Origin of the sequence: Mesorhizobium sp. LCM 4577 (genome assembly GCF_001854795.2) — a bacterium.
Lineage (GTDB): Bacteria > Pseudomonadota > Alphaproteobacteria > Rhizobiales > Rhizobiaceae > Mesorhizobium > Mesorhizobium plurifarium.
The window spans coordinates 189,003-211,751 of record NZ_MDDU01000046.1; the positions used below are offsets into that span (position 1 = coordinate 189,003).

The following is a 22,749-nucleotide window of genomic DNA, read 5'->3' on the forward strand; positions in this document are numbered from 1 at the left end:
AAATGCTTCAGGACAAAGACCGCATCTTCACCAACATCTACGGCCTGTTCGACAAGTCGCTGGCCGGCGCGCAGTCGCGCGGCATCTGGGACGATACGCCCGGCCTCATCGCCAAGGGCCGCGACTGGATCGTCAACGAGATGAAGGCGTCCGGCCTGCGCGGCCGCGGCGGTGCCGGCTTCCCGACCGGGCTGAAGTGGTCGTTCATGCCCAAGCAGAGCGACGGGCGGCCGAGCTATCTGGTCATCAACGCCGACGAATCCGAGCCCGGCACCTGCAAGGATCGCGATATCCTGCGCAACGATCCGCACACGCTGGTCGAGGGCGCGCTGGTCGCCGGCTTCGCCATGGGCGCGGTCGCTGCCTATATCTATGTGCGTGGCGAATTCATCCGCGAGCGCGAAGCGCTGCAGCGCGCTATCGATGAGGCCTACGCGGCCAAGCTGATCGGCAAGAACAACACGTCCGGCTACGACTTCGAGGTCTACATGCACCACGGCGCCGGCGCCTATATCTGCGGCGAGGAGACCGCGCTGCTCGAAAGCCTCGAGGGCAAGAAGGGCCAGCCGCGGCTGAAGCCGCCATTCCCGGCCAATGTCGGCCTCTATGGCTGCCCGACCACCGTCAACAACGTCGAATCGATCGCGGTGGCGCCAACCATCCTGCGTCGGGGAGCGGCCTGGTTCTCGTCCTTCGGCCGTCCGAACAATGCCGGCACCAAGCTGTTCTGCGTCTCCGGYCACGTCAACAACCCTTGCACCTTCGAAGAGGCGATGTCGATTCCGTTCCGCGAACTGATCGAGACGCATTGCGGCGGCATCCGTGGCGGCTGGGACAATCTTCTGGCGGTCATTCCGGGCGGCGCTTCGGTGCCGCTGGTGCCGGCCGAGCAGATCATGGACGCGCCGATGGATTTCGACGCGCTGCGCGACCTGAAATCCGGCCTCGGCACGGCGGCCGTCATCGTCATGGACAAGTCGACCGATGTCGTGAAGGCGATCGCCAGGCTGTCCTACTTCTACAAGCATGAGAGCTGCGGCCAGTGCACTCCGTGCCGCGAAGGCACCGGCTGGATGTGGCGGGTGATGGAGCGATTGGTGCGCGGCGAGGCGCAGAAGCGCGAGATCGACATGCTGCTCGACGTCACCAAGCAGGTCGAGGGCCACACGATCTGCGCGTTGGGCGACGCGGCGGCCTGGCCGATCCAGGGCCTCATGCGGCATTTCCGCGGCGAGGTGGAACGCCGCATCGACGAGTTTTCGCGCAACGCGCACCGGGTCGAGCCGGTGATGGTCGCGGCGGAATAGGATTTTGGAATATGGGCGAAAGCCCAAGACTGACAGCAGGGGCGGGGCATACGAAGAAACGACCAGGAGATCTCTATGGCGCCGTATTCGATACCCTATCCGTTCATGCCTGATTTGGAACAACTCGAGAAGATGAACCAGGACCTGACCAAGATGATGCCGAAGGAGATGGCCAGCGCCGTCAACCTTCTGGCGCATCCGGTCGCGGGCGCCGCTGCGATGTCGGCGCTCAGCATCGGTCTTGCCAATCATGCCGTCGGCATGTGGATGGGCGCCTTCACCGGCGCGCTGGAAGCCTCGCAGCGCATGTTCCAGCCTTTCCTCGACGATCTCGAGGCGCAGAGCGAAGCGGCCGCCAACGCCACCAAGGCGCGCAAGGCGACAGAGACGCTGATCGCCAGGGCGCAGACCTTCGCCAGGGACGTGACCGACATCGCGGCGAACGCGACCGAGAAGGCGCTCGACGCGACCGGGTCCGGTCTCGTCGCCCAACCGGCTGCAACCGGGCTGATGCCTGAGGATTTCAGGCAGCCGAAGGCGCTCGACAAGCCAGCGAAACCGTCGGACCTGAAGGCGATTTCAGGTATCGGGCCGAAGCTGGAGAAGGTGCTCAACGGTCTCGGCATCTGGACCTATGGCCAGATCGCCGCCTGGACGTCGGAAGAGATCGCCTGGGTGGAAGATTATCTGTCGCTCGCCGGCCGCATCGGCCGCGACGACTGGACTGCTCAAGCGGCGGCGCTCGCCGCGAAGAAGTGAATTGAGATGCCAGGCGCGGCGCAAGCCGCGCCCGGAAGATAGAGATTGCGGAAATCCGCAAGGGGTTTGAGGCGAATGGCAAAGCTAAAGGTCGACGGGAAAGAGATCACGGTACCCGACCATTACACGCTGCTGCAGGCGGCCGAGGACGCCGGCGCTGAAGTGCCGCGCTTCTGCTTCCATGAGCGGCTGTCGATCGCCGGCAATTGCCGCATGTGCCTGATCGAGGTGAAGGGCGGCCCGCCCAAGCCGCAGGCGTCCTGCGCCATGGGCGTGCGCGACCTGCGCCCGGGCCCGAATGGCGAGCCGCCGGAAATCTTCACCAACACGCCGATGGTCAAGAAGGCCCGCGAAGGCGTGATGGAATTCCTGCTGATCAACCATCCGCTGGACTGCCCGATCTGCGACCAGGGCGGCGAATGCGACCTGCAGGACCAAGCGATGGCCTTCGGCGTCGATTCCTCGCGCTATCACGAGAACAAGCGCGCGGTCGAAGACAAGTATATCGGCCCGCTGGTCAAGACGGTGATGAACCGTTGCATCCATTGCACGCGCTGCGTCCGCTTCACCACCGAGGTCGCCGGCATTTCCGAGCTCGGCCTGATCGGCCGCGGCGAGGATGCCGAGATCACCACCTATCTCGAACAGGCGATGACGTCGGAGCTGCAGGGCAACGTCATCGATCTGTGCCCGGTCGGCGCGCTGACCTCCAAGCCGTTCGCCTTCCAGGCGCGGCCGTGGGAACTGACCAAGACGGAATCGATCGATGTCATGGACGCCGTCGGCTCGGCGATCCGCGTCGACTCCAGGGGCCGCGAAGTGATGCGCATCCTGCCGCGCGTCAACGAGGCGGTGAACGAGGAGTGGATTTCCGACAAGACCCGCTTCATCTGGGACGGCCTGCGCACGCAGCGCCTCGACCGCCCCTATGTGCGCAAGGACGGCAAGCTCGTTCCGGCAAGCTGGGCCGAAGCCTTCGCCGCAATCAAGGAACAGGTGTCGAAGACCGCGCCCGAGCGGATCGGCGCGATCGCCGGCGACCTCGCGGCCGTCGAAGAGATCTATGCGCTGAAGCTTCTGATGAACGCGCTCGGCTCGAAGAACATCGACTGCCGCCAGGACGGTGCAGCGCTCGATCCCTCGCTCGGCCGCGCCAGCTACATCTTCAACCCGACCATCGAAGGTATCGAGCAGGCCGACGCGGTGCTGATCATCGGCGCCAATCCGCGCTTCGAGGCTTCGGTGCTCAATGCCCGCATCCGCAAGCGCTGGCGCGTCGGCAACCTGCCGGTCGGCGTGATCGGCGAGATCGGCGATACGCGTTACGATTACGAGCTGATCGGCGCCGGCCCGGAATCGCTCAAGGATCTCGCCGACGGCAACGGCAAGTTCTTCGAGGTGCTGAGCAAGGCCACGCATCCGCTGATCATCGTCGGCCAGGGCGCTCTGGCGCGCCCGGACGGCGCGGCAGTGCTCGGCCAGGCGGCGAAGCTAGCCACCGCCGTCAACGCGGTCACGGCCGAATGGAACGGCTTTGCGGTGCTGCACAACGCTGCGGCAAGAGTCGGTGGCCTTGATGTCGGTTTCGTGCCGGGCGAGGGGGGCAAGGATGTCGCCGGCATGCTGGGCGAGACCGATCTGCTCTTCCTGCTCGGCGCCGACGAAATCGACATGGCCAGGACCGGCGGCGCCTTCGTCGTCTATATCGGCACGCATGGCGATGCCGGCGCGCACCGCGCCAACGTCATCCTGCCGGCCGCCGCCTACACGGAAAAGTCCGGCACCTATGTCAACACGGAAGGCCGCGTGCAGCAGACCAACCGCGCCGGATTCGCTCCGGGCGAAGCACGCGAGGACTGGGCGATCCTGCGGGCGCTGTCGGACGTGCTCGGCAAGAAGCTGCCCTTCGATTCGCTGGCGCAGCTGCGCGCCAAGCTCTATGGCGAGTTCCCGCATCTCGCCCGCATCGACCAGGTGCARGCGGGCAGCGCCGACGATGTCGCTAGGGCGGCAAAGCTTGGCGGCCGGCTGAACAAGGGCACCTTCACCTCACCGGTGAAGGACTTCTATCTGACCAACCCGATCGCGCGGGCGTCGGCCGTGATGGCCGAATGCTCGGCGCTGGCCAAGAGCGGCTTCAAGCAGGCGGCGGAATAAGCATGGACACCTTCTTCTCCTTCTACGTGCTGCCGGCGCTGCTGATCCTTCTGAAGTCGGTCGTGCTGATCGTCGTGCTTTTGATCGGCGTCGCCTATCTGCTCTATGCCGACCGCAAGATCTGGGCGGCGGTGCAGCTGCGCCGCGGCCCGAACGTCGTCGGTCCTTGGGGCACGTTGCAGGCTTTTGCCGACCTTCTGAAATTCGTCTTCAAGGAGCCGGTGATCCCGTCGGGCGCCAACAAGGGGGTGTTCCTTCTGGCGCCGCTGGTGTCGGCGGTGCTGGCGATCTCGGCCTGGGCGGTCATTCCGGTCAATGAGGGCTGGGCGATCGCCAACATCAATGTCGGCATCCTCTATGTCTTCGCCATCTCCTCGCTCGAGGTCTATGGCGTGATCATGGGCGGCTGGGCGTCCAACTCGAAATATCCGTTCCTCGGCGCGCTGCGCTCGGCCGCGCAGATGGTGTCCTACGAAGTCTCGATCGGCTTCGTCATCGTCACCGTGCTGCTCTGCGTCGGTTCGCTCAACCTCTCCGACATCGTCATGTCGCAGCAGGACGGGCTCGGCACCAAGCTTGGCCTGCCGAACACCTTCCTCGACTGGCACTGGCTGTCGCTGCTGCCGATGTTCGTGGTGTTCTTCATCTCCGCGCTTGCCGAGACGAACCGCCCGCCCTTCGACCTCGTGGAGGCGGAATCGGAACTCGTCGCCGGCCACATGGTCGAGTATTCGTCGACGCCGTTCCTGCTCTTCTTCCTCGGCGAGTATGTCGCCGTCGTCCTGATGTGCGCGCTGGCGACCATCCTGTTCCTCGGCGGCTGGCTGCCACCGTTCGATTTCGCGCCCTTCACCTGGGTACCAGGGGTGATCTGGTTCGTGCTGAAGATCTGCCTGATGTTCTTCATGTTCTCGATGGTGAAGGCTTTTGTGCCGCGCTACCGCTACGACCAGCTGATGYGGCTGGGCTGGAAGGTCTTCCTGCCGATCTCGCTGTTCATGGTCGTCGCCACCGCGGCCTTCCTCAAGATCACGGGGTTTGCGTGATGTCCGCTCTGGCCCAGGCCGCAAAGTCGCTGCTGCTGAAGGATTTCGTCAGCGCCTTCTTCCTCTCGATGCGCCAATTCTTCGCGCCGAAGGAAACGATCAACTACCCGCACGAGAAGGGGCCGACCAGCCCGCGCTTCCGCGGCGAGCATGCGCTGCGCCGTTATCCGAACGGCGAGGAACGCTGCATCGCCTGCAAGCTGTGCGAAGCGATCTGCCCGGCGCAGGCCATCACCATCGAGGCCGGTCCGCGCCGCAATGACGGCACGCGCCGCACCGTGCGCTACGACATCGACATGGTGAAGTGCATCTATTGCGGCTTCTGCCAGGAAGCCTGCCCGGTCGACGCCATCGTCGAGGGACCGAACTTCGAGTTCGCGACCGAGACGCGCGAGGAGCTTTACTACAACAAGGAAAAGCTGCTCGCGAACGGCGATCGCTGGGAGCGTGAGCTGGCGCGTAACATCGCGCTGGATGCTCCCTATAGGTGATTAGCGTGCTTCTCCCCGTAAACGGGGGAAGGAACAAGAAAGTGGACGGCGCAACGTCGTCCGTCTAAGGAACACGCGGTTTCGAACCGGAGGCGGGTCGGAGTCGGAATTTGGAACCCGGGGGAACCCATGCTGAGTGGACTAGAGGCGGCCTTTTTCTACCTCTTCGCCTTTATCGCCGTGGCGTCGGCCTTCATGGTCATTTCGTCGCGCAACCCCGTGCATTCTGTGCTCTTCCTGATCCTCACCTTCTTCAACGCGGCCGGCCTGTTCATGCTGACCGGCGCCGAGTTCTTGGCGATGATCCTGCTCGTCGTCTATGTCGGCGCGGTGATGGTGCTGTTCCTGTTCGTCGTCATGATGCTCGACGTCGACTTCGCCGAGATGAAGCAGGGCGCCCTGCAATACGCGCCGATCGGCGCGCTGGTCGGGTTGATCCTGGCGGCGGAGCTGATCATCGTGCTCGGCGGCTACACATTCGCGCCGCAGCTTGCCTCGACGGTCGCCAAGACAACGCCGGATCTTGCCACGCGCTCCAACACGGCCGCGCTCGGCGACATCCTCTATACGGACTACCTCTATTATTTCCAGATTTCCGGCCTGGTGCTGCTGGTCGCCATGATCGGCGCCATCGTGCTGACGCTGCGCCACAAGGAAGGCGTCAAGCGGCAGTCGATCGCCGCACAGGTCGGCCGCACGCCGGCTACGGGCATGGAAATCCGCAAGGTCAAATCGGGCGAGGGCATCTGAGATGGTCGTCGGCATTGCACATTACCTGACCGTATCGGCGATCCTGTTCACGCTCGGCGTGTTCGGCATCTTCCTGAACCGTCGCAACATCATCGTCATCCTGATGTCGATCGAGCTCATCCTGCTGGCGGTCAACATCAATTTCGTCGCGTTCTCGGCGGCGCTGCATGACCTCGTCGGACAGGTGTTCGCCCTGTTCGTGCTGACGGTAGCGGCCGCTGAGGCCGCGATCGGTCTTGCCATTCTTGTCGTCTTCTTCCGCAACCGCGGCTCGATCGCGGTCGAAGACGTGAGCGCGATGAAGGGTTGACGGGAACCATCATGTATCAGGCTATCGTCTTCCTTCCGCTGCTTGGCTTCCTGATTGTCGGCCTGTTCGGCAATTCGCTCGGCGCCAAGGCTTCCGAATACATCACCTCCGGCTTCCTGGTGATCGCGGCGGTGCTGTCGTGGATCGCCTTCTTCACCGTCGGTTTCGGGCATGGCGAGGTGTTCACCGTGCCGGTGCTGCGCTGGATCCAGTCGGGCGGCATCGACACGTCCTGGGCGTTGCGGATCGACACGCTGACGGTGGTGATGCTGATCGTCGTCAACACCGTGTCGGCGCTGGTCCACATCTATTCGATCGGCTACATGCACCACGATCCGAACCGGCCGCGCTTCTTCGCCTATCTGTCGCTGTTCACCTTCGCGATGCTGATGCTGGTGACGGCCGACAACCTCATCCAGATGTTCTTCGGCTGGGAAGGCGTCGGTCTGGCCTCCTATCTGCTGATCGGCTTCTGGTACAAGAAGCCGTCGGCCAATGCCGCCGCCATCAAGGCTTTCGTCGTCAACCGCGTCGGCGACTTCGGTTTCGCGCTCGGCATCTTCGGCGTGTTCGTGCTGTTCGGCTCGGTCAATCTGAGCACCGTCTTCGCCAATGCGGCCTCGTTCCTGCCGGCCGAAGGAGCGCCGGCGGGTGCCGCCGTGCTCACCTTCCTCGGCCATGCGCTCGACAAGCAGACGGCGCTGACCGTGGTATGCCTGCTGCTCTTCATGGGCGCCATGGGCAAGTCGGCGCAGGTGCCGCTGCACACATGGCTGCCGGACGCCATGGAAGGCCCGACGCCGGTCTCCGCGCTCATCCACGCGGCGACCATGGTGACCGCCGGCGTGTTCATGCTGGCGAGGCTCTCGCCGCTGTTCGAGCTGTCACACACCGCGCTGACCGTCGTCACCTTCATCGGCGCCTTCACCGCCTTCTTCGCGGCGACCGTCGGCCTCGTCCAGAACGACATCAAGCGCGTCATCGCTTATTCGACCTGCTCGCAGCTCGGCTACATGTTCGTGGCGCTCGGCGTCGGCGCCTATGGCGCGGCGATCTTCCACCTGTTCACCCACGCCTTCTTCAAGGCGCTGCTGTTCCTCGGCTCCGGCTCGGTCATTCATGCGGTGTCCGACGAGCAGGACATGCGCAAGATGGGCGGGCTCCGCAAGCTGATCCCGACCACCTACTGGATGATGATCATCGGCACGCTGGCGCTCACCGGCGTCGGCATCCCGGCAACGGTGATCGGCACCGCCGGCTTCTTCTCCAAGGACGCCATTATCGAGACCTCCTTCGCCGGCCATAATGCGGTCGCGGGCTTTGCCTTTATCCTGCTGGTGGTCGCCGCCTGCTTCACCAGCTTCTATTCGTGGCGGCTGATCTTCATGACCTTCCACGGCGAGCCGCGCGCCAGCCACGAGGTCATGCATCATGTCCACGAATCGCCGCCGGTGATGCTGGTGCCGCTTTACGTGCTTGCCGCAGGCGCGCTGTTTGCCGGCGTCATCTTCCACGGCGCCTTCATCGGCGAGGGCTATGCCGAATTCTGGAAGGCGTCGCTGTTCACGCTGCCGGACAACCACATCCTGCACGAGATCCACGAGCTGCCGCTCTGGGTGGAACTGGCGCCGTTCGTTGCCATGGTGATCGGTCTGCTCGTCGCCTGGCAGTTCTACATCCGCAAGCCGGAGACGCCGAAGGAACTGGCGGCGCAGCATCGCGGCCTCTATGCCTTCCTGCTCAACAAGTGGTACTTCGACGAGCTCTACGACTTCCTGTTCGTGCAGCCCGCAAAACGTCTCGGCAGGTTCCTGTGGAAGACCGGCGACGGCGCCATCATCGACGGCCTCGGCCCCGACGGTGTCTCGGCGCGCGTCATTGACGTCACCAACCGTGTCGTCAAGCTGCAGACCGGCTATCTCTACCACTACGCCTTCGCCATGCTGATCGGCGTGGCCGCTCTCGTCACCTGGATGATGCTCTGATGACCGACTGGCCAATCCTCTCGCTGGTCACCTTCCTGCCGCTGGTTGGTGTTCTCCTCATTCTGCCGATCAGCGACGACAGCGAAAACGCGCGCCGCAACATCCGCGCCATCGCCTTCATCACGACGGCGTTCACCTTCGTCATTTCGCTGTTCATCTGGACGGGCTTCGACAATTCGCAGGCCGGCTTCCAGTTCGTCGAGAAGCACGCCTGGCTGGATTCAGGCATCTCCTACCATATGGGCGTCGACGGCATATCGATGCTGTTCGTCATCCTGACCACCTTCCTGATGCCGCTTTCCATCCTCGCCTCCTGGGAAGCGATCGAGAAGCGGGTCAAGGCCTATATGATCGCCTTCCTGATCCTCGAGACGCTGATGATTGGCGTGTTCTGCGCGCTCGACATCGTCTTGTTCTACGTCTTCTTCGAGGCCGGCCTGATTCCGATGTTCATCATCATCGGCGTCTGGGGCGGCAAGCGGCGCGTCTATGCCTCGTTCAAGTTCTTCCTCTACACGCTTGCCGGCTCGGTGCTGATGCTGCTCGCCATCATGGCGATGTTCTTCCAGTCGGGCACCACCGACATCCCGACGCTTCTGACGCATCACTTCCCGGCCAACATGCAGACTTGGCTGTGGCTCGCCTTCTTCGCCTCCTTCGCGGTGAAGATGCCGATGTGGCCGGTGCACACGTGGCTGCCCGACGCGCATGTCGAAGCGCCAACGGCGGGCTCGGTCATCCTGGCCGCCATTCTCTTGAAGATGGGCGGCTACGGCTTCCTGCGCTTCTCGCTGCCGATGTTCCCGGAAGCCTCGGCGATGTTCGCGCCGCTGGTGTTCACGCTCTCCGTCGTCGCCATCATCTACACCTCGCTGGTGGCGCTGATGCAGGAGGACATGAAGAAGCTGATCGCCTATTCCTCGGTCGCCCATATGGGCTTCGTCACCATGGGCATCTTCGCGATGAACCAGGAAGGCGTGCAGGGGGCGATCTATCAGATGCTCAGCCACGGCCTCGTCTCGGGCGCGCTGTTCCTGTGCGTCGGCGTCATCTACGACCGCATGCATACGCGCGAGATCGATGCCTATGGCGGCCTCGTCAACAACATGCCAAAATACGCCACCGTGTTCATGATCTTCACCATGGCCAATGTCGGGCTTCCAGGCACCAGCGGCTTCATCGGCGAATTCCTGACCATGCTCGGCGTCTTCCGGGTCAACACCTGGGTGGCGTTCTTCGCCGCCACCGGCGTCATCCTGTCGGCGGCTTACGCGCTGTGGCTCTACCGCCGGGTGATCTTCGGCGCGCTGACCAAGGACAGCCTGAAGAACCTGTTGGATCTCTCGCCGCGCGAGAAGGCGATCATGTATCCATTGGTGGTGCTGGTCATCTTCTTCGGCGTCTATCCGGCGCCGGTGTTCGACGCGACCGCCCAATCGGTCAAGGCGCTCGTCACCAACGTCACCGCTTCCATCAATTCCGCGCAGACCGCGGCGGCGAACTGACTGGGGAATAGACCATGACGCCGGACCTTCTCTCCAGCTTTTCGCTTTCGACGCCGGAACTGATCCTGGCGGTCGGCGCGCTGGTGCTCCTGATGATCGGGGCCTATTCGCGCTCCAACAGCACCATGACCGTGACCGGCCTGGCCGTCCTCGTGCTGGTGGTGGCCGGCCTGTGGCTCGCCTTCTCCGGCGGGCAGGGCGCTGCCTATGGCGGCGCCTTCGTGCAGGATTCCTTCAGCGCCTTCATGAAGATGCTGGCGCTGATCGGCTCGGCGGTGACGCTCGTCATGTCGATGCGCTTTGCCAAGCAGGAACATTTCGACAAGTTCGAATTCCCGGTGCTTATCTTGCTCTGCACGCTCGGCATGATGCTGATGATCTCGGCCAACGGCATGATCGGGCTCTATCTCGGGCTCGAGCTGCAGTCGCTGGCGATCTATGTGCTGGCGGCGATCAACCGCGACAATCTGCGCTCGACCGAAGCTGGCCTGAAATATTTCGTCCTCGGCGCRCTGTCCTCGGGCATGCTGCTCTACGGCATCAGCCTCGTCTACGGCTACACCGGCAACACCGGCTTCCAGGAAATCGCGACGGCGCTGGGCAGCGGCGAGCGGCAACTCGGCCTTGTCTTTGGCCTGGTGTTCGTGCTTGCCGGCCTCGCCTTCAAGATCTCGGCCGTGCCGTTCCACATGTGGACGCCGGACGTCTATGAAGGCGCGCCGACGCCGATCACCGCCTTCCTGGCAGCCGCGCCGAAAATGGCGGCGATGGCGCTGATCGTGCGCGTCACCATGGGCGCCTTCAAGCCGATCGCCTCGGACTGGCAGCAGATCGTGGTCTTCATCTCGATCGCCTCGATGGCGCTCGGCGCCTTCGCGGCCATCGGCCAGACCAACATCAAGCGCCTGATGGCCTATTCCTCGATCGGCCATATGGGCTACGCGCTGGTCGGCCTTGCCGCCAACAGCCAGTCCGGCGTGCGCGGCGTCGTCATCTACATGCTGATCTATCTGGTGATGACGCTCGGCACCTTCGCCTTCATCCTCGCCATGCGGCGCAAGGAAGGCAATGTCGAGCAGATCGGCGATCTGGCCGGCCTTGCTTCGACCAACCCGATCATGGCCACCATCCTCACCATCCTGATGTTCTCGCTGGCCGGCATTCCGCCGCTCGCCGGCTTCTGGGGGAAGTGGTACGTGTTCCTGGCCGCCATCAACGCGCATCTTTACGCGCTGGCGATCATCGGCGTGCTGGCCTCGGTGGTGGGCGCCTACTATTACCTGCGTATCATCAAGATCATGTGGTTCGACGAGCCGGTCGGCGGTTTCGTGCCGATGGCGAGCGAACTGCGCCTGGTGCTCGGCGTCAGCGGTGCCTTCGTGCTGTTCTACGTGCTGATCGGCGGGCCGATCGGCAATTATGCCGAAGCCGCCGCGAAGACCTTCTTCTGACCGGATGGCGTTTCGACTGGCTCCAACCGCGGCGTCGGAGGGGTTCCGGCTCGAGACGCATGACAGCGTCGGCTCCACTAACGCGCTGGCGCTGGACCATGCGCGCGCCGGCGATGCGGGAAAACTCTGGGTCGTTTCGAAGAAGCAGGAAAGCGGTCGCGGTCGACGTGGCCGCGCCTGGGCGACGCCGGAAGGCAATCTTGCGGCGACATTGCTCCTGGTTCCGGGCGGCGAGCTGCGGCTTGCGGCGACGCTCGGCTTCGTCGCAGGGCTGGCGCTGGCCGACGCGCTCGACGCCGTCGTGCCGAAAGGCCGGATCGCCGTCGCCGTCGATGGCGCGAGCCAGGGCCGCAACCGTTTCGAGCTGAAATGGCCGAACGACGTGCTGGCTTCGGGCGCCAAGCTTGCCGGCATCCTTTTGGAATCGAGCATGCTGGAAGGCAGCCGTTTCGCGGTCGCCATCGGCATCGGTGTCAATGTCGTGGCTTATCCGCAGGATTTGCCTTATCCGGCGACGTCGCTGCAGGCATTGGGCGCCGATTGCGATGCCGAAACGCTGTTCCTGGCGCTCTCGGATGCCTGGAGCGAGAATGCCCGGCTGTGGGATGACGGGCGCGGGCTCGATGCCATCAGAAGGCGCTGGCTTGCCCGCGCGGCAGGCCTCGGCGGCGAGGTTGCTGTCAGAATTGACGGCAATGTGGTGCGCGGCGTCTTCGAGACCATTGACGAGGACTGCCGTTTCGTGATCCGCGACGATGAGGGATCGGTTTTGACGATCGCGGCCGGCGACGTGCATTTCGGCGCGGTCGCCTCGGCCCGGGTATAGTTTTGTTTTGTGCAATTCCGGACGGAAAACCGTGACACACTTTTCCCGGAACTGCCCCAACGGCTTGGCCTGACGGCCAGGAAGGAAAGAATTCATGGCGAATAGAGAAAACGCCGAGCTCGTCTTCGCGCCGCTGGGCGGCGTCGGCGAGATCGGCATGAACTTCGCCCTCTACGGCTATGGGCCTGCCGACGCGCGGGAGTGGGTCATCGTCGATGTCGGCGTCACCTTTCCGGACTCGGCGCATCCCGGCGTCGACCTGATCCTGCCCGATACGCGCTTCATCGAGGAGAACCTCGACGGCTTGCGCGGCATCGTCATCACCCATGCGCATGAGGACCATTACGGCGCGCTGCTCGACATCTGGCCGAAGCTTAAAGCGCCTGTATGGATGACGCCGTTCACCGCCGGCCTGCTCGAAGCCAAGCGGCAGGGCGAGCAGAACGCGCCGAAGATCCCGGCGTCGATCTACCGGGCCGGGGAGAAATTCACCATCGGGCCGTTCGAGATCGAGGCCATTCCCGTGGCGCATTCGATCCCCGAGCCGATGTCGCTGGCGATCACCACGCCCGCCGGCACCGTGATCCACACCGGCGACTGGAAGATCGATCCGGCGCCGACGATCGGTCCGAAGACCGACGAGGCGCGCTTCCGCGCCTATGGCGACAAGGGCGTGCTGGCGCTGATCTGCGATTCCACCAATGCGTTGCGGGAAGGGGAGTCGCCGTCGGAAGTGGCGGTCGGCGAGGGGCTCAAGGGCGTCATCGAGCAAGCCAAAGGCCGCGTCGCCGTCACCACCTTCTCCTCCAATGTCGGGCGCATCGTCTCGATCGCCAGGGCGGCGCGCGATGCCGGCCGGCAATGTCTCGTGCTCGGCCGCTCGCTGAAGCGCGTCATCGATGTGGCGGGCGAGCTCGGCTACATGGACGGCCTGCCGGAATTCATCGCCGAGGAGGACTATGGCTATATCCCGCGCGAGAACCTGGTGATCATCTGCACCGGCAGCCAGGGCGAGCCGCTGGCGGCATTGGCAAAGCTTTCGCGCGACGAGATGAAGTCGGTGGCGCTGACGGCCGGCGATACGGTGGTGTTTTCCTCGCGCACCATTCCCGGCAACGAAAAGGCGATCCTCGAGATCAAGAACCGGCTGATCGACCTCGGCATGAAGATCATCGAGGACGGCGATGCGCTGGTGCATGTCTCCGGCCATCCGCGCCGCAGCGAGTTGCGCAAGATGTATGAATGGGTACGGCCGCAGATCGGCGTTCCCGTGCATGGCGAGGCGGCGCATCTGGTGGCGCAGGGCTCGCTGATGTCGATGTCCGGCATCGGCCAGGTGGCGCAGGTGCGCGACGGCGACATGCTGAGACTATGGCCCGGCCCGGCGACGATCATCGACCAGGTGCCGTTCGGCCGGCTCTACAAGGACGGCCTGTTGATCGGCACCGACCAGGCGATGGGCATACGCGATCGCCGCAAGCTTTCCTTCGCCGGCCATGTCGCGGTCAATGTCGTTCTCGACGACAAATATGAGCTTGCCGGCGACCCCGACCTGGTGGCGATCGGCGTCGCCGAGGCGGATGCCAGCGGCGAGACGCTGGAGGACCTGATGCTCGATGCGGCAATCGGCGCGGTGGACTCTATTCCGCGTCAGCGCCGAAAAGACCTCGACCTGGTGCAGGAGGCGGTGCGCCGCGCCGTGCGCGCCGCGGCCAACGAAGCCTGGGGCAAGAAGCCGCTGGTGACTGTGTTCGTTACGAGATGAGGCAGTGGGGATTAGGCAATAGGCAATAGGCAATAGGAAGGCGATTGCCTTTCATCTCGCCAAATTTACTTCTTCTCTACTGCCTACTGCCTACTGCCTACTGCCTACTGCCTACTGCCTACTGCCTACTGCCTACTGCCTAAGGAAAACCGCCAATGCTTGGACGCCTCAACCATGTCGCGCTTGCCGTGCCGGACCTGGCCGCGGCGATGGCCGCCTATCGCGATACGCTGGGCGCGCGATTGAGCGAGCCGCAGGCGTTGCCGGAGCATGGCGTGACCGTGGTGTTCGTCGATGTAGGCAACACCAAGATCGAATTGCTGGAGCCGCTGGGCGAGACATCGCCCATCGCGGCGTTCCTCGAGAAGAACCCTTCGGGCGGCATGCATCATGTCTGCTACGAGGTCGACGATATCCTTGCTGCCCGCGACCATCTGAAGGCAAGCGGCGCGCGCGTGCTGGGCGACGGCAACCCGAAGATCGGGGCTCACGGCAAGCCGGTGCTGTTCCTGCATCCCAAGGATTTCTTCGGCACGCTGGTCGAACTGGAGCAGGCATGAACTGGGTTCTGTTTGCCGCGCTGTTCTTCGTCACCTGGTGGCTGATGCTGTTCATCGTTCTGCCGTTCAGCCTGCGCACGCAGGACGACGACCAGGATGTCACGCTCGGCACCGTTTCCAGCGCGCCGCGCGGCCCGCATATGCTGCGCGCCTTCATCCGCGCGACGATCGTGACGGTGGTCGTGATGGGCATCCTCTACGGCCTGACGATGGGCCTGGGATTCAGCTTCGACGACATCATGCGGATCATGCCGGACTTTAGTCCGAACGTCAGTCACTGACAGTTTCCGCAAGTATTGAAGAGCACACGCGCGCCAAGGTTGAAATTGGAAGCCGGCTTCCGATTTCAACGGCTGATCATGCCTGATGCTGTTTGGCAGATGGTCGTGCTAAGCAGATGATTGCACAAAAAAAATGCAAGGCACGAGGCCTTGCAATTTAAACGCGTCCGATCCGTTTCCGGTGTCCGGCGGCAGCGAGTTACCGCGCCTAGATCGCATCCTCCCAAGACTTTGACCGCGTAGGAGAGCAGATTTTTCTCCGCCCTCTCGGTTATCGGCGCACACTAGACCAAGGCAGGTGAAAATGTCACGAAGAATTTTGCCTCGAAACAGGCAATATCGTGCTGCACTGCACAATAGTGCGGCAGCGCTTGCTTGTGAATCGATCAAAAAGCCATTTGCGGCACTTTGCAGCCAAAATCGCCTTTTTGGTAAGGTGCAGAAGGCCCGACACTTTGGGGCACTCGGGTTTCCATTCGGCCATGAAATGGCTATGAAGCCCGGGCAAGCAGCCTGAGGCGCGCCGATTCCCCGCGCCGCCATCTTCATTCACGGACCAGTCCATGCGTTTGTCGCGCTACTTCCTGCCCATTCTCAAAGAAAATCCCCGCGAGGCCGAGATCGTCTCGCACCGGCTGATGCTGCGCGCCGGCATGATCCGCCAGCAAGGGCAGGGCAGCTTTTCATGGCTGCCGCTGGGCAAGCGCGTGCTGGACAAGGTCTGCCAGATCATCCGAGAGGAACAGAACCGCGCCGGCGCGCTGGAAATCCTGATGCCGACCATCCAGTCGGCGGATCTGTGGCGCGAGAGCGGCCGTTACAACGACTACGGCAAGGAGATGCTGCGCATCAAGGATCGCCAGGACCGCGACATGCTCTACGGTCCGACCAACGAAGAGATGGTCACCGAGATTTTTCGCGCTTACGTCAAGTCCTACAAGGACCTGCCGCTCAATCTCTACCACATCCAATGGAAGTTCCGCGACGAGGTGCGCCCGCGCTTCGGCGTCATGCGCAGCAGAGAGTTCCTGATGAAGGATGCCTATTCCTTCGACCTCGATTTCGAGGGCGCGAAGGCCGCCTACAATCGCATGTTCGTCTCCTATCTCAGGACGTTCACGCGCATGGGTCTGCAGGCCATTCCGATGCGCGCCGACACCGGCCCGATCGGCGGCGACCTCAGCCATGAGTTCATCATCCTGGCCGAGACCGGCGAGAGCCAGGTGTTCTGCGACCGCGCCTATCTCGCGCTCGACGTGCCGGGCGCGGACACCAACTTCTCCAACGATGCAGAGATCGGCGACATCGTGAAGAAATGGACGACGCCTTACGCCGCCACCGACGAAATGCATGACGAGGCGGCCTGGGAGAAAGTCGCCGAAGGCGACCGGCTCTCGGCGCGCGGCATCGAAGTCGGCCATATCTTCCATTTCGGCGAGAAATACTCCAAGCCGATGAACGCCAAGGTGACCGGCCCCGACGGCAAGGACCATTATGCATCCGGCGGTTCCTACGGCATCGGCCCGTCGCGCCTTGTCGCGGCGATCATCGAGGCGAGCCATGACGAGAACGGCATCATCTGGCCGGAAGCGGTGGCGCCCTTCGATATCGGCCTGATCAACATGAAGATCGGCGACGCCGAATGCGACCGTGTCTGCGACGAGCTCTACGCGGCGCTTACTTCGGCCGGCAAGGACGTGCTCTATGACGACACCGACCAGCGTCCGGGCGGCAAATTCGCCACCGCCGACCTGATCGGCCTGCCGTGGCAGGTGATCGTCGGCCCGCGCGGCGTGGCCGCCGGCGAGGTCGAGATCAAGAACCGCAAGTCGGGCGAGCGCGAGACGCTGCCGATCGCCGAGGCCAAGAAGCGCTTGGGTATCGCCGCATGAGCGAGGCGGCGGCAGCGGCCAGATCAGGGGCGGGCGCTTTCTCAGGCTTCGAGCGCATGGTGGCGTGGCGCTATCTGCGCTCGCGGCGTAAGGAGACGGTGATCTCGGTCATCGCCTCGATCTCCTTCCTCGGCATCATGCTGGGCGTCGCGACGCTGATCGTCGTCATGGCGGTGATGAACGGGTTCCGCGCCGAGTTGCTCACCCGCATCCTCGGTGTCAACGGCCATCTCATCGTGCAGCCGCTCGATTCGCCACTGGAGGACTACGCCCAGGTGGCGAGCCGCATCAACGGCGTTTCGGGCGTCAAATACGCGATCCCGCTGATCGACGGCCAGGTGCTGGCGCAGGGTAATGTCGGCGGCGGCACGGGCGCGCTGGTGCGCGGCATCCGCGGCGAGGACCTCAATAAGATTTCGATCGTCGCCAGCAACATCAAGCAGGGCACGCTCGACGGCTTCGACACCGGCGACGGCGTGGCGATCGGCAAGCGCATGGCGGAAAGCCTCGGGCTGGTGCTCGGCGACACCATCACGCTGATCTCGCCGGAGGGCGACGTGACGCCGCTCGGCACCACGCCGCGCATGAAGGGCTACAAGGTGGCGGCGATCTTCGAGGTCGGCATGTCGGAATATGACAGCTCGATCGTCTATATGCCGTTTTCGGAAGCCCAGCTCTATTTCAACATGGACGGGCGCGCGCAGACGATCGAGATCTATGTCGACAATCCCGACAATGTCGACGCGCTGAAGCCGCTGGTCGAACAGGCGGCGCAGCGGCCGGTCGACCTCGTCGATTGGCGCCAACGCAACGAGACCTTCTTCTCGGCCCTGCAGGTCGAGCGCAACGTCATGTTCATGATTCTCACGCTGATCGTGCTGGTGGCGGCGCTCAACATCATTTCCGGCCTCATCATGCTGGTGAAGGACAAGGGCCACGACATCGCCATCCTGCGAACGATGGGCGCCTCGCGCGGCGCGATCCTGCGCATCTTCCTGATGACGGGCGCGGCGATCGGCGTCACCGGCACCATCGCCGGCGTGCTGCTCGGCGTCGTCATCTRCATCAACATCGAATCGATCCGCCAGTTCTTCTCCTGGATGACCGGCAGGATCCTGTTCAACCCCGAGCTCTATTTCCTTAGCCAGCTGCCGGCGAAGATGGATCCGCGCGAGACGACCTATGTCGTGATCATGGCGCTGGCCCTGTCGTTCCTCGCGACGGTGTTTCCGGCCTGGCGGGCGGCCCGGCTCGATCCCGTCGAAGCCTTGAGGTACGAATGATGGCCGAGGCCATTATCGAGTTGAAGGGCGTCGAGCGGCACTATGTCCAGGGGCCGCGCAAGCTCACCATTCTGAACGGTGCCGACTTTTCGCTCAGGCGCGGCGAGATGGTGGCGCTGGTGGCGCCTTCGGGCACCGGCAAATCTACCCTTTTGCACACGGCCGGGCTGCTGGAGCGGCCCGATGCGGGCGACGTGATCCTCGCCGGCCGTGCCTGCGGCCGGCTGTCGGACGAGGAACGCACCGCGATCCGCCGCAACGATGTCGGCTTCGTCTATCAGTTCCATCATCTGCTGCCGGAGTTCTCGGCGCTCGAGAACATCATGATGCCGCAACTGATCAAGGGGCTCGGCCCCAAGGAGGCATCCGAGCGGGCGGCGCAGCTGCTCGACTATATGCAGATCGGCAAGCGCGCGCAGCACCGGCCGGCCGAGCTTTCCGGCGGCGAGCAGCAACGCGTCGCCATTGCCCGCGCCGTCGCCAACGCGCCGCTGGTGCTCCTGGCCGACGAGCCGACCGGCAATCTCGATCCGGTCACCGCTTCCTACGTCTTCGACGCGCTGGAGGCGCTGGTCAGGCAGTCGGGCCTTGCGGCGCTGATCGCCACCCACAACCACGAACTCGCCGGGCGCATGGACCGGCGGGTGACATTGGCAGAGGGCAAGGTGGTGCCTCTCTGAGGCCCCAATGTCGTCATCCTAGGGCGAAGCTCCGCGAAGCGGAGCGAAGACCCTAGGATCCATTCCGTTACCTCTGCCGAAGAATGCAATGCCGCAGAAGGGGCAGAGGCGGCTCCTAGAAGCTTGTTCCGCACCGTAGCGAAGCATCAATTTCACGGAATGGATTCTAGGGTCTGCGCGCGTCGCTTCGCTCCTTGCTCCGCCTAGAATGACGAAGCCATCGGCCGTTGGCCAATCGCAAACGGCTGCGGTGTGCTCGCACAGCAAGCCCGATAACCTTTCCTTAACCCTGCCCAAACGCGCCGCCCAGATTCGTTCCGACGGGCCCTTCGCTATCGTTGACATTCGAACAAAATTAGAACAAATTACGAACATATCAACAACGGAGAGAGTTATGTCTGATCTGGTTCAGGATGTCGTCTCGCTGGTTTGCATGAGCACCTTTCTCGTTTCCATGGCGATCTGGATCGGCGCCATGTGACCAGGCGGCTTTGCCGCTGTACGGGACGGGCAAATGCCCGTCCGTTGTTCGGGCGGGTACAAGCCCGCCCATTGTTGTTAAGTCTTTCTTGGCCGCGCCGGCGCTAGGCTGTTCCTTCAAGACAGGGAGCGAATTCGGTGTCGGTCGTCGTCACGGTCACCCTCGTGGCCGGCAATCTCGGACTGATCTTCCTTTTGATGACTGTACCGCTCGGACTGCGTACGGTGACGGCGAGCCGCCTGATCAAGGCCGACCGCAATCGCCTCTGGCAGGCGCTATGGCCGTTCGGCAGCGATGCCGGATGGTCCGGCGAAATCCTTTCCGCCGAGCTCCTGGACGGCGACGGGACGGCGCTGATCAGATTGTCCTGGGACGGCCGCGACGGGCGGCCGATCGAACGCAAAGCGCGCTTCGAGGACGTCAGCGAGGGCAGCCGCTTCTCGATGACGGTCATCGAGGACACGGCGCTCGATCCCTCGTTCTGGGCGAACTATCGTGAGACCGCCGAGCTCGTGCCGGAGGGGAATGCCACGCGGGTCACGCTTACCCAGACCGATCGCTATCGCGGCGTTGCCTTCCTGGTCTTCCGCTTCTTCGCCGTGCGCCGCGAACTGCGCAAGCTCGACGTCTGGGCGGCAACCGGCACGTATCGCAAGGGCGGCTGGTTCGAGCATCCGCTGAGCCAGATCGGCTTTGCCGTGCTCTCGGCCCTGATCCTGTGGCCGTTCTTCGGCCTCAATATCGGCGGCTTGGCGCTGGCGGCGATCCTGACCTCGGTGGTCGCCCTGCACGAGCTCGGCCATATGGCGGCCTTCCGGCTGACGGGGCATCGCCGGGCGCGGATGATCTTCATACCGCTGCTCGGCGGCATTGCCATCGGCGGCAGGCCCTATGACAGCCGCTTCGAGGTGGCGTTCGTGGCGCTGATGGGCGCCGGCTTCTCCGCTTTCCTGGTGCCGGTGCTGATCGCGGCCAGCGGCCTTGCCAGTACAGAAGGCCATCGATTGGCAGCAGCCCTTTTGGCGACGCTTGCCGGCTGTGCTTCATTGTTCAACATCGCCAATCTGGTGCCGGTGTGGAAATTCGACGGCGGCCAGGTGCTGCGCCAGATCTGCCCGGGACCGGTCCCACTGGCGCTGGCGTCCTTCCTGCTTTTGTCGTCGCTTCTGGCGCTCGGCTGGCGGGCCGGTTTCTCACCGAGCTTCCTGCTGATTGCCGGCGCGGTGTTCGCGATGCTGAGCCTGATCACCGTGGGCAGCGGCGTGAAGCCGCGACACGAGCTGAAGCCGATCAAGACCTTCGACCGGCTGGCCATGGCCGGCGCGCTGCTCGCCGTCTTTGCCATCCATGGCTATGGGATGCTGTGGGCTTCAGCGCAGCTCATGTAGGGACGGCTTAGCCTGCTTTTCTGGCCATCTCGGCAGCCGGGACGGCTGCGGGACCGAACACATCCTCAAAGGCTGATTTTAGCGCCAGGTCCAAGTCGGCCATGGTGACGGGCAGGCCGAGATCGACGAGGCTGGTCACGCCATGGTCCGAGACGCCGCAGGGCACGATGCCGCTGAAATGGCCGAGGTCCGGCTCGACATTGATGGCGATGCCGTGAAAGCTCACCCAGCGCCGCAGCCGGATGCCGATTGCCGCGATCTTGTCCTCGGCCGGCGTGCCGTCGGGCAGGGCCGGTCGGTCCGGCCGCACCACCCAGACGCCGACGCGGTCCTCGCGCCGCTCGCCACGCACGTTGAAGGCGGCGAGCGTGGCGATGATCCATTGCTCAAGCGCCGCGACGAAGGCGCGCACATCCTCGCGCCGGCGCTTGAGGTCGAGCATGACATAGGCCACGCGCTGGCCGGGACCGTGATAGGTGTATTCGCCGCCGCGGCCCGCGGCAAAGACCGGAAAGCGGTCGGGATCGATCAGGTCCTCGATTCGTGCGCTGGTTCCGGCGGTGTAGAGCGGCGGATGCTCGACCAGCCAGACCATCTCGCCGGCAGCTCCGCTGCGGATCGCCTCGGCGCGCGCCTCCATGAAGGCCAGCGCGTCCGGATAGGACGTCAGGCCCGGTTCGATCACCCATTCCACCGGCGCCGAACCGGGGAGAGGAAGGAACGACGTGGCGATCTGGCTGCGTTCTGTCATGGATTGTTCGTTTATCGGCTATGCATGCCGCGATCCCAAAATCGCGTTTCACCTTTGGGTGGCATGCGTCTGCCCTTATATGGCGGCAATCGGCCGAAACGTCCAGTTCCGGCCGTGCGCCGCCGGCCTGTAGGGGGTTATGCAAATGAGCGACGAATATTCCGCTCAGCGCACTTGTTTCGCCGGAAACGATTTGCTACAGGCCCCGGGCCGGACGGTTCCGGCTCCTACCACGTGCGGTCGTGGCGGAATTGGTAGACGCGCAGCGTTGAGGTCGCTGTGGGGCAACCCGTGGAAGTTCGAGTCTTCTCGACCGCACCAATCAAGCCTTGAGTTATCAAGCCGCCAGTTTGCGGCGATGATGCCAAGCTATTCTCATCGCTCTGGTTTCAGTCTCTACTCGGGAAATCTCTTGGGTTGTGAAGAATCGTCGGCTATGGACGAATTCGAACAAGCCGGGGGGACTGATGTCGAGACTATCTAACTGGGCTCGGAGGAAGGGCCTATTTGGCCTGAAGCCGAAAATACCAGACTTTGCTACCGTTGGACGCTACACCTACGGTGTGACCGGCGAAAGTGTCTGGATGGCATCTGAGGACGCTCCGCTGATCGTCGGGTCGTATTGCTCAGTCGCAAGTGGCGTACAGTTTTACTRCAAAAGCGGTCACGTTCACGACTGCGCGACGTCTTTCCCGATCCACTTTTGCGTTCTCAAACAGCCGGCGCCGGCCGCAAGCCTTGGAAAGCGCAAAGGCATTCAYGTTGGGCACGATGTATGGATCGGCCGTAACGCCGCCATTATGCCGGGAGTGAAAATTGGCGATGGCGCAGTCATTGGCGCTCATGCCGTCGTGGCAAGAGATGTGCCGCCTTATGCTGTTGCGACAGGCAATCCGRCAAAAGTCGTCAAGTATCGCTTCGACGACCAGGTCATTTCAAAGCTGCTGACCATTCGTTGGTGGGACTGGGACGAAGGCAAGATCAAACGGGAAGCAGAAGCGCTGACCGGCCCTATCGATGTCTTCGTGACACGCCATTTTAGGGCCCCGCGACAGCAATGACAAAGGCCACATACGCTTGG

The 22,749-nt window shown here is 63.4% G+C and carries 20 protein-coding genes and 1 tRNA gene; 20 read left to right on the forward strand and 1 reads right to left on the reverse strand.

Going from position 1 to position 22,749, the window contains the following annotated elements; translation table 11 throughout:
* Positions 1-2: 2 nt before the first annotated feature.
* The 18 genes from nuoF to LCM4577_RS28145 all read left to right on the forward strand — a co-directional run bounded on the left by nuoF (position 3) and on the right by LCM4577_RS28145 (position 20,917).
* On the forward strand, positions 3-1,307 hold the full coding sequence (nuoF, locus tag LCM4577_RS28060; RefSeq protein WP_041007653.1) for an NADH-quinone oxidoreductase subunit NuoF: 1,305 nt from the start codon (positions 3-5) through the stop codon (positions 1,305-1,307).
* Between the two features lie 75 nt (positions 1,308-1,382).
* Entirely contained in the window at positions 1,383-2,066 is a 684-nt protein-coding gene (locus tag LCM4577_RS28065; protein WP_041007651.1) for an NADH-ubiquinone dehydrogenase, read from the forward strand.
* A gap of 75 nt (positions 2,067-2,141) precedes the next feature.
* Entirely contained in the window at positions 2,142-4,223 is a 2,082-nt protein-coding gene (nuoG, locus tag LCM4577_RS28070; protein ID WP_071074292.1) for an NADH-quinone oxidoreductase subunit NuoG, read from the forward strand.
* A gap of 2 nt (positions 4,224-4,225) precedes the next feature.
* A complete protein-coding gene (gene nuoH, locus LCM4577_RS28075) occupies positions 4,226-5,269 on the forward strand; it encodes an NADH-quinone oxidoreductase subunit NuoH (protein WP_071074293.1) in 1,044 nt (347 codons plus the stop codon).
* Positions 5,269-5,760 (forward strand): NADH-quinone oxidoreductase subunit NuoI, encoded by a 492-nt coding sequence (gene nuoI / locus LCM4577_RS28080; RefSeq protein ID WP_040982026.1) that lies wholly within the window; start codon positions 5,269-5,271, stop codon positions 5,758-5,760. Before nuoH ends, nuoI begins: the two co-directional genes overlap by 1 nt.
* Before the next feature lie 129 nt (positions 5,761-5,889).
* Entirely contained in the window at positions 5,890-6,510 is a 621-nt protein-coding gene (locus LCM4577_RS28085) for an NADH-quinone oxidoreductase subunit J (protein ID WP_071031573.1), read from the forward strand.
* 1 nt (position 6,511) lies between these two features.
* Complete coding sequence (gene nuoK, locus LCM4577_RS28090; RefSeq protein WP_027168992.1) at positions 6,512-6,820, forward strand: NADH-quinone oxidoreductase subunit NuoK; 309 nt, start codon at positions 6,512-6,514, stop codon at positions 6,818-6,820.
* 11 nt (positions 6,821-6,831) lie between these two features.
* Positions 6,832-8,805: an NADH-quinone oxidoreductase subunit L gene (gene nuoL / locus LCM4577_RS28095; protein ID WP_071074294.1), complete on the forward strand. Its 1,974-nt coding sequence runs from the start codon at positions 6,832-6,834 to the stop codon at positions 8,803-8,805.
* A complete protein-coding gene (locus LCM4577_RS28100; RefSeq protein ID WP_041011894.1) occupies positions 8,805-10,310 on the forward strand; it encodes an NADH-quinone oxidoreductase subunit M in 1,506 nt (501 codons plus the stop codon). Before nuoL ends, LCM4577_RS28100 begins: the two co-directional genes overlap by 1 nt.
* Before the next feature lie 14 nt (positions 10,311-10,324).
* A complete protein-coding gene (nuoN, locus tag LCM4577_RS28105) occupies positions 10,325-11,761 on the forward strand; it encodes an NADH-quinone oxidoreductase subunit NuoN (protein ID WP_071074295.1) in 1,437 nt (478 codons plus the stop codon).
* Positions 11,762-11,765: 4 nt separating this feature from the next.
* Positions 11,766-12,587, forward strand: a complete 822-nt coding sequence (locus tag LCM4577_RS28110) for a biotin--[acetyl-CoA-carboxylase] ligase (protein ID WP_071074296.1) — start codon at positions 11,766-11,768, stop codon at positions 12,585-12,587.
* A 94-nt stretch (positions 12,588-12,681) separates the two neighbouring features.
* On the forward strand, positions 12,682-14,352 hold the full coding sequence (locus LCM4577_RS28115; protein ID WP_071074297.1) for a ribonuclease J: 1,671 nt from the start codon (positions 12,682-12,684) through the stop codon (positions 14,350-14,352).
* Positions 14,353-14,507: 155 nt separating this feature from the next.
* Positions 14,508-14,912, forward strand: coding sequence for a methylmalonyl-CoA epimerase (gene mce / locus LCM4577_RS28120; protein WP_041011890.1), 405 nt, complete (start codon positions 14,508-14,510; stop codon positions 14,910-14,912).
* Positions 14,909-15,193, forward strand: coding sequence for a DUF1467 family protein (locus LCM4577_RS28125; RefSeq protein ID WP_071074298.1), 285 nt, complete (start codon positions 14,909-14,911; stop codon positions 15,191-15,193). Before mce ends, LCM4577_RS28125 begins: the two co-directional genes overlap by 4 nt.
* Positions 15,194-15,756: 563 nt before the next feature.
* On the forward strand, positions 15,757-17,085 hold the full coding sequence (gene proS / locus LCM4577_RS28130) for a proline--tRNA ligase (RefSeq protein WP_071074299.1): 1,329 nt from the start codon (positions 15,757-15,759) through the stop codon (positions 17,083-17,085).
* Positions 17,082-18,368, forward strand: coding sequence for a lipoprotein-releasing ABC transporter permease subunit (locus LCM4577_RS28135; RefSeq protein ID WP_071074300.1), 1,287 nt, complete (start codon positions 17,082-17,084; stop codon positions 18,366-18,368). The genes proS and LCM4577_RS28135 overlap by 4 nt, the downstream gene beginning before the upstream one ends.
* Complete coding sequence (locus LCM4577_RS28140) at positions 18,365-19,048, forward strand: ABC transporter ATP-binding protein (protein WP_198541099.1); 684 nt, start codon at positions 18,365-18,367, stop codon at positions 19,046-19,048. Before LCM4577_RS28135 ends, LCM4577_RS28140 begins: the two co-directional genes overlap by 4 nt.
* Before the next feature lie 618 nt (positions 19,049-19,666).
* Positions 19,667-20,917 carry an SRPBCC family protein gene (locus tag LCM4577_RS28145; protein WP_071074301.1) on the forward strand — a complete coding sequence of 417 codons (1,251 nt, stop codon included), beginning with the start codon at positions 19,667-19,669 and terminating at the stop codon, positions 20,915-20,917.
* Between the two features lie 7 nt (positions 20,918-20,924).
* On the opposite strand, the gene lipB is transcribed toward LCM4577_RS28145, so the two are convergent.
* Entirely contained in the window at positions 20,925-21,668 is a 744-nt protein-coding gene (gene lipB / locus LCM4577_RS28150) for a lipoyl(octanoyl) transferase LipB (RefSeq protein ID WP_041007622.1), read from the reverse strand.
* A gap of 236 nt (positions 21,669-21,904) precedes the next feature.
* Here lipB and LCM4577_RS28155 point away from each other — a divergent pair.
* Together LCM4577_RS28155 and LCM4577_RS28160 are read left to right on the forward strand one after the other, a co-directional pair.
* Positions 21,905-21,989 (forward strand) — tRNA-Leu (locus LCM4577_RS28155).
* Between the two features lie 146 nt (positions 21,990-22,135).
* A complete protein-coding gene (locus tag LCM4577_RS28160) occupies positions 22,136-22,729 on the forward strand; it encodes a CatB-related O-acetyltransferase (RefSeq protein WP_274535012.1) in 594 nt (197 codons plus the stop codon).
* Positions 22,730-22,749: the final 20 nt, after the last annotated feature.

What these genes read in the sequence shown, in the direction of transcription:
- LCM4577_RS28065 (WP_041007651.1), top strand. Translation starts at nt 1,383, where the DNA reads ATGGCGCCGTATTCGATACCCTATCCGTTCATGCCTGATTTGGAACAA.
- LCM4577_RS28140 (WP_198541099.1), top strand. Translation starts at nt 18,365, where the DNA reads ATGATGGCCGAGGCCATTATCGAGTTGAAGGGCGTCGAGCGGCACTAT.
- nuoK (WP_027168992.1), top strand. Translation starts at nt 6,512, where the DNA reads ATGGTCGTCGGCATTGCACATTACCTGACCGTATCGGCGATCCTGTTC.
- LCM4577_RS28085 (WP_071031573.1), top strand. Translation starts at nt 5,890, where the DNA reads ATGCTGAGTGGACTAGAGGCGGCCTTTTTCTACCTCTTCGCCTTTATC.
- LCM4577_RS28115 (WP_071074297.1), top strand. Translation starts at nt 12,682, where the DNA reads ATGGCGAATAGAGAAAACGCCGAGCTCGTCTTCGCGCCGCTGGGCGGC.
- lipB (WP_041007622.1), bottom strand. Translation starts at nt 21,668, where the DNA reads ATGACAGAACGCAGCCAGATCGCCACGTCGTTCCTTCCTCTCCCCGGT.
- LCM4577_RS28100 (WP_041011894.1), top strand. Translation starts at nt 8,805, where the DNA reads ATGACCGACTGGCCAATCCTCTCGCTGGTCACCTTCCTGCCGCTGGTT.
- LCM4577_RS28110 (WP_071074296.1), top strand. Translation starts at nt 11,766, where the DNA reads ATGGCGTTTCGACTGGCTCCAACCGCGGCGTCGGAGGGGTTCCGGCTC.
- nuoI (WP_040982026.1), top strand. Translation starts at nt 5,269, where the DNA reads ATGTCCGCTCTGGCCCAGGCCGCAAAGTCGCTGCTGCTGAAGGATTTC.
- proS (WP_071074299.1), top strand. Translation starts at nt 15,757, where the DNA reads ATGCGTTTGTCGCGCTACTTCCTGCCCATTCTCAAAGAAAATCCCCGC.
- nuoL (WP_071074294.1), top strand. Translation starts at nt 6,832, where the DNA reads ATGTATCAGGCTATCGTCTTCCTTCCGCTGCTTGGCTTCCTGATTGTC.
- LCM4577_RS28125 (WP_071074298.1), top strand. Translation starts at nt 14,909, where the DNA reads ATGAACTGGGTTCTGTTTGCCGCGCTGTTCTTCGTCACCTGGTGGCTG.
- mce (WP_041011890.1), top strand. Translation starts at nt 14,508, where the DNA reads ATGCTTGGACGCCTCAACCATGTCGCGCTTGCCGTGCCGGACCTGGCC.